Raw genomic sequence first — 12380 nt, 5'->3', positions numbered from 1 at the left:
GTTGGGGGAAGACAACCGGAAAGGTCTGGAGATCGGCATGAAGGAAGGAGGGGCATGCCGCTGTGCAGAATGAAGCAAAATTGCGCCGTCATTCCGCGTGTGATTAGTGCTCTGCCAGACTCGACGCGCTTTGACAAGTCAAATCAGAACGGCTTGACGATTACCAACAAGACGATGGCGATCATCAGAAGCGCCGGAACTTCGTTGAGAAAGCGCCAACCGCGCTCCGTCGAAGGTCGCTCGTCGCGGCCGAAGGCGCGCATCGCCCGACCGAAATACACATGCGCTGCGGTCATCAGCGCCACGGCGGCGATCTTGGCGTGCAGCCAGCCGCCGATGAAGCCGAAACCGTCCCACGCCAGATAGAGGCCGAGCGCCCAAGAGATCATCATCGCCGGGTTCATGATCACCCGAAACAGCCGGCGCTCCATCACCTTCAGGGTGTCGGAAGTCCCCGAGCCCGGCGCGGATTGATGATGGTAGATGAACAGACGCGGCAGGTAGAGCAGCCCCGCCATCCAGGATATCACCGCGATGACATGCATCGCCTTGATCCAGAGATAAGCATCGTTCGGAGCGAAAAAGAACACCGCCCCGATCAAGGCGAGGAACATTGCGATCGCCGCGCCGGCGCGTCGCCAGGCTCCTGCTCCGGCATCTGCCTCAGGGTTCGTCATGGCGCTCTCCTCAACCACCGCGAATAACCTGAAGCAGTCGCGTCACGTTCTCGGGATCGGCCTGCGGCGTGATGCCGTGGCCGAGATTGAAGATCAGCGGTCCATGGCCGAGCTTGTCGACAATGCGGCGGGCCCGGCTCTCCATCGCGTCACCACCCGCGACCATGAGCAGCGGGTCTAGATTGCCCTGCACCGCGCCGTCCTTCTGCAGCTCGGCGGCGAAATCCAGCGGAATCGTCCAGTCGAGACCGATCGCGTCGGCGTCGACGCCCTGGCGATAGCTGCGGAGATTCGCGCCCGCGCCTTTGGCGAAGGCGATCACCTTGGCGCTAGGCCGCGCGGCCCTGAGCGTATCGACGATGCGCCGCACCGGCCGCACCGCATAGTGCTCGAACTCTTCGTCGCCGAGAACCCCGGCCCAGGAATCGAAGATCTGCACCGCATCGGCGCCGGCGTCGATCTGGCGGATCAGATACTCCGCCGACGCCTCGGCGACGACGGAAAGCAGCCTTTCGAAAGCCGAGGGATGCTTGTAGGCGAACAACCGCGCCGGCGCCTGGTCCGGCGTGCCGTGCCCGGCGATCATGTAGGTGGCGATCGTCCAAGGCGCGCCGCAGAAGCCAAGAAGCGTCGTCGCGTCCGGCAGGCCTTCGCGCAAGCGGCTTACCGTTTCGAACACCGGGGCGAGGCGCCGCGCGACATCGGGAGCTTGCAACCTCTCGATTTCATCCAGAGAAATGGGATCGAGTTGCGGTCCTTCACCTTCGACGAAACGCACATTGCGGTTCATCGCGTCGGGAATGACGAGGATATCGGAAAACAGAATCGCCGCATCGAAGCCATAACGCCGGATCGGCTGCATGGTCACTTCGACCGCGAGTTCGGGCGTGTAACAGAGATCGAGAAATCCCTTCGCCTGGCTTCGGGTCTGGCGATATTCCGGCAAGTATCTGCCTGCTTGTCGCATCAACCACACCGGAGGCGGGCTGACCGTTTTTCCGGAGAGAACCTCCATCACCTTTCGCGCCGTCTTTTCCACATCCCGCCTCATAAAAGAATAGATAGATCTAGATTGCTATTTCTTAAGAGTCGGTGGGATTCAAGGATTATCAGGCCTCAACAGGTTTTTCCTTCCGCGACGCAAGCGCACAGGAGTCGGGAGCGCGAAATCCCCGTCTTGTGGATAAACGGCAGCCGAGCGGATTCAGCTCGGGAATCCAAAGCTTTGACGAAAGCTGCCTTCGATCTCGTCTGTGGACAGTCGAAGAACTGAGTCTTCCGTCGATGAAAGCATGAGTCTTTTCCACACCCCTGCCTTTCCGTTCTCCGCGCGGGCTTTCGCTGTGGACAAATCGGGGTTTTCCCAGAGAGCTTGTGCCGCATGGTCCGAAACGGCACTTTATCCACACTGCTCAACAGGGGGCGCCGAAAGCGTGGAAAACAAGAAGAAATTCTTTCACCTGCACTTGATCTCCGATTCGACGGGCGAGACGCTGATCGCAGCGGGACGGGCCGCCGCCGCTCAATTCGGCGATTGCATGGCGGTCGAACATGTCTATCCGCTGGTGCGCAGCCGCAAGCAGGTGAGTGACGTGCTGGCGGCGATCGACGAGGAGCCCGGCATCGTGCTTCACACCATCATCGATCGGGACATCGCCGCCGTCATCGACGAGACCTGCGGCGAGATGGGTGTGCCTTGCGTGTCGGTCATCGAGCCGGTGCTGGAAATCTTTCAATCCTATCTCGGCGCGCCCAATCGGCGGAGAGTAGGCGCCCAGCACCAGTTGAACGCCGGTTACTTCGCCCGCATCGAGGCGCTCAATTTCACCATGGATCACGACGACGGCCAGTTGCCGCACAATATCGACGAAGCCGACGTCATTCTTCTGGGCGTCAGCCGGACATCGAAAACCCCCACGGCGATCTACCTCGCCAATCGCGGCATCAAGACCGCCAACATACCCCTGGTCGTCGGGGCCAAGCTTCCGGAGAAACTCTTTGCGGCCAAACGCCCGTTGATCGTTTGCCTTGTGGCGAGCGTCGACCATATCAGCCAGGTTCGGGAGAACCGGATCCTCGGCTCCACCTCCGGCTATCAGGACAGTTATACGGACAGGGCGACCATCTCCGAGGAGATCAAATACGCCAGGCAACTCTGCGCCCGAAACAATTGGCCGCTGATCGACGTCACCCGAAAATCGATCGAAGAGACGGCCGCGGCGATTGTTGCGCTTCGACCTAAGCTTCGTTAGTCCTCGGCGTAATAGGAGGCATGGCATGGCCAGATTGATATTGGCGTCCAAGAGCGCGTCGCGTCGTCAACTGATGAGCGGCGCAGGGCTCGTCTACGAGGCGATCAGCGCCGATATCGACGAGCGCGCCGTCGAAGAACCGCTGCTGGCGCGAGGCGCGCATCCGGACGAAGTCGCGCGCGGCCTGGCGGAAGCGAAGGCTCTGCACGTGTCCTTGCATCATCCCTACGCCTTCGTCATCGGCTCCGACCAGACGCTGTCGCTGGGTGAGCGCATCTTTCACAAGCCGCGCGACATGGCGGAAGCCGCCGATCACATCCGCGCCTTTTCCAGCAGGACGCATCATCTCAATTGCGGCGTCGCCGTGGCCCGTGACGGCAAGGTCGTTTGGTCCGACGTCTCCATAGCGCACATGACCATGCGCGCGATCTCCGAGCCATTCCTGTCTCACTACCTCCAACTTTCGGGCGATGGAATCCTGCAATCCGTCGGCGCCTACCAGTTCGAAGGGCCGGGCGTGCAATTGTTCGAACGGATAGAGGGTGACTATTTCACAATCCTCGGCCTGCCGATGCTGACGCTGCTCGCCGGACTCCGATCTCTGGGAGCCATCAATGGCTGATTCACGTGAAACATCGTTAAAAAAGGCTTTCGTCTGCGGCTTCCCGATCCGGCATTCGCGCTCGCCGATGATCCATACCCATTGGTTGAAGACGTTGAAGCTCGAGGGCTCCTACCAGGCGGTCGAGATTGCGTCAGATCAATTCGCCGACTTCATCGACATGGTGAAGAGCGGCGAATCCGGCTATCGAGGCGGCAATATCACCATCCCGCATAAGGAGGCGGCTTTCGCTCTCGCGGATGAACCCGATGATATCGCCCGCGAATTGGGTGCGGCGAATACGCTCTATCTCGAGCAAGGCCGTCTCATGGCGACCAATACCGATGGCTATGGCTTCCTCGCCAATCTCGACCAGCGGGCCGTGGGCTGGGATGATCGTCGCGACCGGGGTGGTGCTGGGGGCGGGGGCGCTAGCCGCGCGATCCTTCAAGCGTTGCGGGATCGCGGCTTTTCAGAGATTCACGTCTTGAACCGCACGCTCGCGCGGGCGCAGGAACTGGCCGACCGCTTCGGCCCGCGCCTTCACGCCGCGCCGATCGACGCGCTCGCCGAGCGACTGGCCGGCGCCGATCTCTTCGTCAATACAACGTCGCTCGGCATGGACGGCGCGGATGCGCCGGCGATCGATTTTTCACCGATGGCGGAGGGCGGACTGGTCACCGATATCGTCTATGCGCCGTTGATCACCCCCATACTCGCCATGGCGAAGCAACAGAGACGACCAGTCTGCGACGGTCTCGGCATGCTGCTGCACCAGGCCGCGCCCGGTTTCGAGAAATGGTTCGGCGTTCGCCCAGACGTGACCGACGAACTGAGAGCGTTGATCGTCGCCGATCTGGAGCGGCATTGATGCTGCGGCTGGGACTGACCGGATCGATCGGCATGGGCAAGTCGACGACCGCGGATCTTTTTCGCGGCGAAGGCGTGCCGGTGATCGATGCCGACGGCATCGTCCATGACCTCTATCGAGGCGAAGCCGTAGCGCCGATCGGCGCCGCTTTTCCCGGATGTGTGGTCGATGGCGTGGTCGACAGGAAATGCCTGTCTGCGGCCCTGGCCAGCGAACCGGATCGCTTTCGCGACCTCGAAGCGATCGTGCATCCTCTGGTCTGGAAGAGAGAGACAGCGCTTCTCGATTCCTACCGCGAATCCGGCGAAAGATTGGTCGTGCTCGATATCCCGCTCTTGTTCGAGAACAAGGGGGAAGCGCGTGTGGACAAGGTCGTGGTGGTTACTTGCGATCCCGATGTCCAACGCCGTAGAGTTCTCGCGCGGCCGGGCATGACCGAAGAGAAATTCGCGCTGATCCTGTCGCGACAGATGCCGGATGCGGAGAAGCGCAAACGCGCCGACTACGTCATCGACACCGGCCTCGGCATGGAACATGCTCGCGCGGACGTGAAGCGCATTCTGGGCGCATTTGGACTTGGAGATCGCTGACCATGCGGGAAATCATCTTCGACACGGAAACCACCGGCCTCGACTCGCGCGAGGACCGCATCATCGAAATCGGCGGCGTGGAGCTTCGGGATCACTTTCCGACCGGCCGGACCATCCATCTCTATATCAATCCCGATGGCCGAAAGGTCCATCCGGACGCCTTGGCCGTGCACGGAATCACCGACGAGTTTCTCGCCGACAAGCCCGTCTTCGCCAATGTCGTCGACGAGATCCTGGAGTTTTTCGACGGCGCCCAGTGGATCGCCCACAACGCCAATTTCGACATGGGCTTCATCAATGCCGAGCTCGCCCGGATCGGTTTGCCGGCTATCGCCAATGAGCGGGTGGTCGACACGCTGCAGATGGCGCGGCGTAAGCATCCGATGGGACCGAATACGCTGGATGCGCTCTGCCGTCGTTACGGCGTCGACAACTCACATCGCCTGAAACACGGCGCGCTTCTCGATTCCGAACTGCTCGCCGAAGTCTATATCGAATTGATCGGCGGCCGGCAGACGGCGCTCGGCCTGGCGGGACCGGAACGGAGCCGCGCCCAGCAGATCGAAGACCAGTCCGACATCATCACGCTCACGCGGCCTCAGCCGCTGCCTTCACGTCTGTCGGCTGTTGAAGCCGAAGCGCATAAGGCGTTGGTCAGGAAAATGGGCGACAAGGCGATCTGGATGAAATACGGCCTCGGCGCGGAGCCGGCAGGCCAATAAAAACGCCCGGCGGAGGCCGGGCGCTTTCGAATGCAAGCCTGTCAAGCCGCTCAGTTGTTGGCGGCGACGCGCGCTTTAGCCTGTTCTTCGGCCATGCGCTGCTGGAACATCACCGCGAAATCGATCGGGTCGATCATCAGCGGCGGGAAGCCGCCATTGCGGGTGGCGTCGGCGACGATCTGACGCGCGAAGGGGAACAGCAGGCGCGGGCATTCGATGAAGAGCACCGGCAGCATATGCTCCTGGGCGAAGCCTTGAACGCGGAACAGGCCGCCATAAGCGAGCTCGGCGTGGAAGACCACCTTGTCGCCATCCTTGGCCGAGGCGTCGAGCGTCAGCACCACATCGAAATCGGTGTCCGACAGCGGATTGGCGTTGACGTTCACCGAGATATTGATCGACGGGGCCTTGTCGCGGGCCTGGAGCGAACGGGGCGCGCCCGGATTCTCGAAGGAGAAATCCTTCACATACTGCGCCAGAATGTTGATTGCCGGCTGCGCTTCGACGCCGTTCGCATTTTCGTTCGACATGATCTCTTTCCTCATCGCCAGGGCGAACGACTGGTTCGCCTCAAAGATTCCATTGTCCGGGGTTCACGGCGACGGGCCGGCGGTGAAGTTGGACTTCTCTGACCGAAGCATAGGGCGCTGAGCCCCGGGGCTTGCCATCTAGCATTTAGGTCGGATGCTTACAACCCTCGGCGCCTCAGTCGGGCCGTTCGAGGCGCAGCGTCGGGATCCGCCGCACGGCGAAAGTCCTCCGGCGAGAGATCGACGAAATCGCGGTTGGATCGTGCGTCGCCATTTGCGGGTCCCCGGGAATGACTGGAGCTGTAATAGCTGCGCATCTCGATCGAACTGGCCCAACGCCGCCAGATCAGACGGCGGACGGGCGGCAGAAGCAGGAGAAGCGCGGCGATGTCGGTCAGAAATCCGGGAATGATCAGCAGCACGGCTGCGACCGCAATCAGGAAGCCGTCCGCCAGTCCTTCTCCGGACAGGCTCTCGCGGCGCAGATTTCGGTTCAGTTTCTTCAGCGCGCCCAGCCCCTGCCGTCGCAAGATCATCACGCCGGCAAATCCGGCGAATAGCACCAGAAGAAGCGTCGGTCCGACGCCGATCCGTTGTCCGACGAGAATGAAAGTCGCGATCTCCAGGATCGGCGTGGCGAGAAACGCCAGAAGCGGCAGAGTGGTGCGCATTGTAATTCCCTTGTCTCCTCCGTTTGAATGATATTCATAGGACGACTATATGGGAAGCGAAGCAGGCAATTTAAGAACCGAGGGCAAAGCCAGCCATGGGCACAGACAGTATCATCACCCTGTTTTTCCTGATCGTTGCGGCGTTGATTTTTTGAACCTCCGCAGCGTTCTGGGAAAACGCACCGGGCATGAGAAGCAGCCCTACGATCCTTTTTCGCCGCGCGAATCCGCGCGGGAGGCCGAACGGCCCCAGGCGCCGGCGGAAGACGGCAAGGTCATCACGCTGCCGCGGCGCGGCGCATCCGAACCTGAAAATCGCTATCAGTCGATCGATGATTTCGCCCCGCCCGGCGCCGCGCTGAACGAATCATTGCGCCGGATCGTCGACGCAGACCCGTCGTTCGACCCGCAGCAATTCGTTCAGGGAGCGCAGGCGGCCTATGAAATGATCGTCACCGCCTATGCGGAGGGCGACCGCAAGACCTTGAAGAACCTGCTTTCCAACGATGTCTATGAGGGCTTCAACGCCGCGATCGCCGAGCGGGAGAAGGCGGGCGAGAAGGTCAAGTTCAGTTTCGTCGGCATCGATAAGGCGGAAATGGTTGCGGCCAATCTCGAAGGCCCGGAGGTCACCGTGACGATGAAGATCGTCAGCCAGCTGATTTCCGCCACCTATGACAAGGCGGGAACGCTGGTGGATGGCAATGCCGAAGATGTGTCCGAGGTCAAGGACCGCTGGACCTTCCTGCGCGACACCCGTTCGCGCGATCCGAACTGGAAGCTCGTTTCGACCCAGTCGGAAGGCTGACCACGATGAGCTTCGGCCTGATCCCGGCGGCGTATTCCGAACTGCCCGGCTGGGCCGAAGACGATCCCAGCGATCTGCTCGGGTCGATGCGGCGTTGTCTCGCGCATGGTCGCGAGGTCAAACCTTATCGAACCGGGGCGCTGGGATTGCGCCCCGAATTGCTTGCGGAGATTTTCGAGCAGGCGGTCGAGATCGATCCCCAGGGCCCGGCCGAAATGCGGACATTCATCGAGACCCGTTTCCAGCCGTTTCGCATTCGGCCCGCCTCCGGCGACTCGGGTTTCGTCACCGCCTATTATGAGCCGATTGTGGATGTTTCAGAACATCGAGACCACGAATTCCAGTACCCCTTCTATCGCCGCCCCTCGGACCTGGTCGATCTCGACGAGACCAATCGCCCCCTAGACCTCGATCCGTCCTATGCTTTCGGCCAGCGGCGACCGGACGGGATGATCTGCGCCTATCTGGACCGCGGCGAGATCGATCGCGGCGGATTGGCGGGCCGGGGACTGGAGATTGCCTGGGCCCGGTCGCGGGTCGACGTCTTTTTGCTCATGTCCAGGGCGCTGCGCGGTTGCGCTATCCGGACGGCGCTATCCGCCGCATCACTTATGCCGCCAAGGCTGGACATCCCTTCTCCGGAATCGGCCGGCGGTTGATCGAGCTCGGAGAAATCGCCGAGGCGGAAATCTCCATGCAGTCGATCCGCGCCTGGCTCGCGGCGCATGAAGATCGGCAGGACGAAATCCTTTGGACCAACCGCTCCTACATCTTTTTCGGGACGCCGAGGTCAGCGATCTCGCCTTGGGGCCCGTCGCCGCCGCCAAGGTTCCGTTGCAGCCGATGCGGTCGATCGCGGTCGACAGAACGATCCACACGTTTTCGTCACTGTTCTATCTCTCATCGGACAGCCTCACGCATCTCACCGGCGGAAAACCGTTTCGTCGGCTGATGATGGCGCTCGACACCGGTACGGCCATCGTCGGTCCGGCCCGCGCCGATATCTTCATCGGCTCGGGCGACGCTGCGGGCGAGCTTGCGGGCAATGTGCGCGACGCCGCCGATTTCTTTCTTCTTCTTCCCCATCGCGCCGCACGGGAGCTGGGTTATGGCGAGTGAGAAGAAGCTCTCCCACGAAGACCGCATTCTCTGGGGCAAAGTGGCGCGCACCACCCGTGCGCTACCGGGTCGCATAGGCGATATCGACGCTTTTGAAATCTTGATGAAGGAGCATGAATCCGGCGAAGCAAACTCGCCGCCGAGCCTTGTGTCGGCGCCCATGACCGAGCCCGCGCCCACGCCCCGCCCGCAACAGCCGCGCCATCATCCACTCGAAAAGCCGGTCAAGCGAAAGCTCGCCAAGGGGCGGCTGGAGCTCGAAGCGCGGATCGATCTGCATGGCCTTTTCCAGTCCGAGGCGCACGCCATCCTGCATTCCTTCCTGGTCCGCGCCCATGAACGCGGCCTCCGGCATGTGCTGGTGATTACCGGCAAGGGCGGTTCGATCGGCAGCGACGGCGCGCTCAAGCGCGCGGTGCCGCTCTGGTTTTCCAAGCCCGATTTCCGCCCCCTGATTTCGTCCTATGAGCCGGCGGCCGCCAATCACGGCGGCGACGGCGCGCTTTATGTGCGCCTGTCGCGCAGCCGCGGTGAGCGGTCATGACGCCGTTCGGCGAGGCCGTGCGGCGGCTGCGCCGCGAACGGGGCGTCAGCCAGAAGCAGATGGCGGCTGCATTGGGTGTGACGCCGGCCTATCTCTCGGCGCTCGAAAACGGCCATCGCGGACGGCCGAGCTTCGATTTCCTCCAGCGTGTCGCCGGTTATTTCAACATCATCTGGGATGAAGCCGACGATCTTTTCCGTGTCGCTTCCCATTCGCACCCGCGGGTCGTGGTCGACACGACAGGCCTGCCTGCGGCTTACACGGCCCTGGCCAATCGTCTGGCGACCGAAATTCGCGGCCTCCCGCCCGACGCCGTGACGGAATTGACGGAAATGCTCGATCGGATCGTTTTTCTCCGGGAAAAAGCCCGCTAGCGACCGGTTTTACGCCCTATTTCCATGGCCACGCTTTGGCCTTTCGGCGAAAAATCCTATAGTCGGTCACCTTCTGAAAAGTGATTCGCAAGGCCGATTTTTCGCCTTCGACGATTTTGCAAGACAGCCAAGAGAAAGCCATCCATGACCGGACCCACCGAAGACGACGCACCGGCGCCCGCCGGCGAATACGGCGCCGATAGCATCAAGGTTCTCAAGGGCCTCGACGCGGTGAGAAAACGTCCGGGCATGTATATCGGCGACACCGACGACGGTTCCGGTCTGCATCACATGGTCTATGAGGTGGTCGACAACGCCATCGACGAAGCGCTGGCCGGCCATGCCGATCTGGTCACCGTCACCCTCAATGCCGACGGATCCTGCACCGTCACCGACAATGGCCGCGGCATCCCCACGGGCATCCATCACGAGGAGGGCGTTTCCGCCGCCGAAGTGATCATGACCCAGCTGCATGCCGGCGGCAAATTCGACCAGAACTCCTATAAAGTCTCCGGCGGTCTGCATGGGGTCGGCGTCTCGGTCGTCAATGCGCTGTCGATCTGGCTCAAGCTGAAGATCCGCCGCGAAGGCAAGATCCATGAGATGAGCTTTACCCACGGGGTCGCCGATGCGCCCCTGAAGGTGATCGGGGACTCGCCGAATGAAACCGGCACCGAAGTGACCTTCCTGCCGAGCCCCGACACCTTCACCAAGACGGTTTTCGATTATCAGACGCTCGAACATCGCCTGCGCGAACTGGCCTTCCTGAATTCCGGCGTCCGCATCGTCCTCACCGACAAGCGTCATTCCGACATCAAGCAGGAAGAGCTTCTCTATTCCGGCGGTCTCGAAGCCTTCGTCGCCTATCTCGATCGCGCCAAGAAGCCGCTGGTCGACAAGCCGATCTCGATCAGCAGCGAGAAGGACGGCATCACCGTCGAAGTCGCGATGTGGTGGAACGACAGCTATCACGAACACATGCTGTGCTTCACCAACAACATCCCGCAGCGGGACGGGGGCACCCATCTCGCGGGTTTCCGCGGCGCTCTGACCCGCCAGATCACCGGCTACGCCGAGAGCTCCGGCATTCTCAAGAAGGAAAAGGTCTCGCTGACCGGCGACGATTGTCGCGAAGGCCTGACCGCCGTTCTCTCGGTGAAGGTGCCGGATCCGAAATTCTCGTCGCAGACCAAGGACAAGCTCGTTTCCTCCGAAGTCCGCCCGGTCGTCGAGAACCTGGTCAACGAAGCGCTCAACCAATGGCTCGAGGAGCATCCGTCCGAGTCCAAGACGCTGGTCGGCAAGGTGGTCGAAGCCGCGGCCGCCCGCGAAGCCGCCCGTAAAGCGCGCGAATTGACCCGCCGCAAGGGCGCGCTCGACATCGCCTCGCTTCCCGGAAAGCTGGCCGACTGCTCCGAGCGCGATCCCTCCAAGTCCGAACTGTTCCTCGTCGAAGGTGATTCGGCAGGCGGCTCGGCCAAGCAGGGCCGCTCGCGCGAGAACCAGGCGATCCTGCCGCTGCGCGGCAAAATCCTCAACGTCGAACGCGCCCGCTTCGACAAGATGTTGTCGAGCCAGGAAATCGGCACGCTGATCACCGCGCTCGGCACCGGCATCGGCAAGGACGAGTTCAACGCCGACAAGCTGCGCTATCACAAGATCATCATCATGACGGACGCCGACGTCGACGGCGCCCATATCCGCACCCTTCTGCTCACCTTCTTCTTCCGGCAGATGCCGGAGCTGATCGAGCGCGGCCATTTGTTCATCGCCCAGCCGCCGCTCTACAAGGTCAGCCGTGGCAAGTCCTCGACCTATCTGAAGGACGAAAAGGCGCTGGATGAATATCTCATCGACGCCGGCCTCGAAGATGTGTCGCTGCGTCTAGGCGGAGGCGAAGTTCGCATCGGCGCCGATCTGCGCGACGTCATCCAGGATGCGCTGCGCGTCCGCACGCTGATCGACGGTCTGCATTCCCGCTACAACCGCGCCCTCGTCGAACAGGCGGCGATCGCCGGCGGCCTGAACGCCGAACTGATGAGCGACCGCGCCCGCGCCGAAGCCGTGGCCGCCGAAATCGCTCGCCGTATGGACGTCATCGCCGAGGAGACCGAACGCGGCTGGACGGGTGAAATGTCCGACGCCGGTTCGCTGCGTTTCGAACGCATGGTGCGCGGCGTCAAGGAATCGCTGGTCATCGACATGGCGCTGATCGGCTCGCAGGATGCCCGTATGATCGATCAGATGTCGTCGCGTCTCGGCGAGATCTATGGCGTGCCGCCGGCGCTGGTGCGTCGCGAAGGCGAGACGGAAATCGCCGGCCCGCGCATGCTGCTCGAATCGGTCTTCGCATTCGGCCGAAAGGGCCTGTCGATGCAGCGCTACAAGGGTCTTGGCGAAATGAATGCCGAGCAGCTCTGGGAAACCACGTTGGATCCGAATGTCCGCTCGCTGCTTCAGGTCAAGGTGCAGGACGCCACAGACGCCGACGGTCTGTTCTCCCGCCTGATGGGCGACGAGGTGGAGCCGCGCCGCGACTTCATCCAGGAAAACGCCCTCAGCGTCGCCAATCTCGACATCTGATCGCCTTCGATACGCGTCGCCTTGATACGAAAACGCCG

12 protein-coding genes and 2 pseudogenes are annotated in these 12380 nt (G+C 61.9%); 10 read left to right on the top strand and 4 right to left on the bottom strand.

What is annotated here, in order from left to right; genetic code table 11:
• Positions 1-143 precede the first annotated feature (143 nt).
• Together hemJ and hemE are read right to left on the bottom strand one after the other, a co-directional pair.
• A complete protein-coding gene (gene hemJ / locus H2O14_RS12715; RefSeq protein WP_182827941.1) occupies positions 144-677 on the bottom strand; it encodes a protoporphyrinogen oxidase HemJ in 534 nt (177 codons plus the stop codon).
• A 10-nt stretch (positions 678-687) separates the two neighbouring features.
• Positions 688-1716: a uroporphyrinogen decarboxylase gene (gene hemE, locus H2O14_RS12710; protein ID WP_182827940.1), complete on the bottom strand. Its 1029-nt coding sequence runs from the start codon at positions 1714-1716 to the stop codon at positions 688-690.
• Between the two features lie 394 nt (positions 1717-2110).
• Between hemE and H2O14_RS12705 the strand changes: the two genes are divergently transcribed.
• The 5 genes from H2O14_RS12705 to dnaQ are packed head-to-tail and all read left to right on the top strand — an operon-like array spanning position 2111 to position 5713.
• Complete coding sequence (locus tag H2O14_RS12705) at positions 2111-2929, top strand: pyruvate, water dikinase regulatory protein (protein WP_182827939.1); 819 nt, start codon at positions 2111-2113, stop codon at positions 2927-2929.
• Between the two features lie 25 nt (positions 2930-2954).
• A complete protein-coding gene (locus H2O14_RS12700) occupies positions 2955-3551 on the top strand; it encodes a Maf-like protein (protein ID WP_182827938.1) in 597 nt (198 codons plus the stop codon).
• Positions 3544-4401 (top strand): shikimate dehydrogenase, encoded by an 858-nt coding sequence (locus tag H2O14_RS12695; RefSeq protein WP_182827937.1) that lies wholly within the window; start codon positions 3544-3546, stop codon positions 4399-4401. Before H2O14_RS12700 ends, H2O14_RS12695 begins: the two co-directional genes overlap by 8 nt.
• Positions 4401-4991: a dephospho-CoA kinase gene (gene coaE / locus H2O14_RS12690; RefSeq protein WP_182827936.1), complete on the top strand. Its 591-nt coding sequence runs from the start codon at positions 4401-4403 to the stop codon at positions 4989-4991. The genes H2O14_RS12695 and coaE overlap by 1 nt, the downstream gene beginning before the upstream one ends.
• Before the next feature lie 2 nt (positions 4992-4993).
• Positions 4994-5713 carry a DNA polymerase III subunit epsilon gene (gene dnaQ / locus H2O14_RS12685; protein WP_182827935.1) on the top strand — a complete coding sequence of 240 codons (720 nt, stop codon included), beginning with the start codon at positions 4994-4996 and terminating at the stop codon, positions 5711-5713.
• A 50-nt stretch (positions 5714-5763) separates the two neighbouring features.
• On the opposite strand, the gene secB is transcribed toward dnaQ, so the two are convergent.
• Both secB and H2O14_RS12675 read right to left on the bottom strand, forming a co-directional pair.
• Complete coding sequence (secB, locus tag H2O14_RS12680) at positions 5764-6243, bottom strand: protein-export chaperone SecB (protein WP_182827934.1); 480 nt, start codon at positions 6241-6243, stop codon at positions 5764-5766.
• Positions 6244-6401: 158 nt separating this feature from the next.
• Complete coding sequence (locus tag H2O14_RS12675) at positions 6402-6914, bottom strand: FxsA family protein (protein ID WP_182827933.1); 513 nt, start codon at positions 6912-6914, stop codon at positions 6402-6404.
• 95 nt (positions 6915-7009) lie between these two features.
• Here H2O14_RS12675 and H2O14_RS12670 point away from each other — a divergent pair.
• The 5 genes and pseudogenes from H2O14_RS12670 (at position 7010) to gyrB (ending at position 12342) form a co-directional block, all read left to right on the top strand.
• Positions 7010-7722: pseudogene (locus H2O14_RS12670) on the top strand (Tim44/TimA family putative adaptor protein).
• Positions 7723-7727: 5 nt separating this feature from the next.
• Positions 7728-8841, top strand: a pseudogene (locus H2O14_RS12665) (murein transglycosylase A).
• Positions 8831-9385, top strand: a complete 555-nt coding sequence (locus H2O14_RS12660; protein WP_182827932.1) for a Smr/MutS family protein — start codon at positions 8831-8833, stop codon at positions 9383-9385. Before H2O14_RS12665 ends, H2O14_RS12660 begins: the two are co-directional and overlap by 11 nt.
• On the top strand, positions 9382-9759 hold the full coding sequence (locus H2O14_RS12655; protein WP_182827931.1) for a helix-turn-helix domain-containing protein: 378 nt from the start codon (positions 9382-9384) through the stop codon (positions 9757-9759). Before H2O14_RS12660 ends, H2O14_RS12655 begins: the two co-directional genes overlap by 4 nt.
• A gap of 144 nt (positions 9760-9903) precedes the next feature.
• Positions 9904-12342: a DNA topoisomerase (ATP-hydrolyzing) subunit B gene (gene gyrB / locus H2O14_RS12650; protein ID WP_182827930.1), complete on the top strand. Its 2439-nt coding sequence runs from the start codon at positions 9904-9906 to the stop codon at positions 12340-12342.
• The last annotated feature ends 38 nt before the right edge of the window (positions 12343-12380 follow it).

The sequence above is a fragment of the Rhizobium sp. G21 genome (assembly GCF_014158035.1).
Lineage (GTDB): Bacteria > Pseudomonadota > Alphaproteobacteria > Rhizobiales > Rhizobiaceae > Rhizobium_E.
Note: the sequence above shows the minus strand (reverse complement) of the source record. Positions and strands in the feature narration are given on the sequence as shown.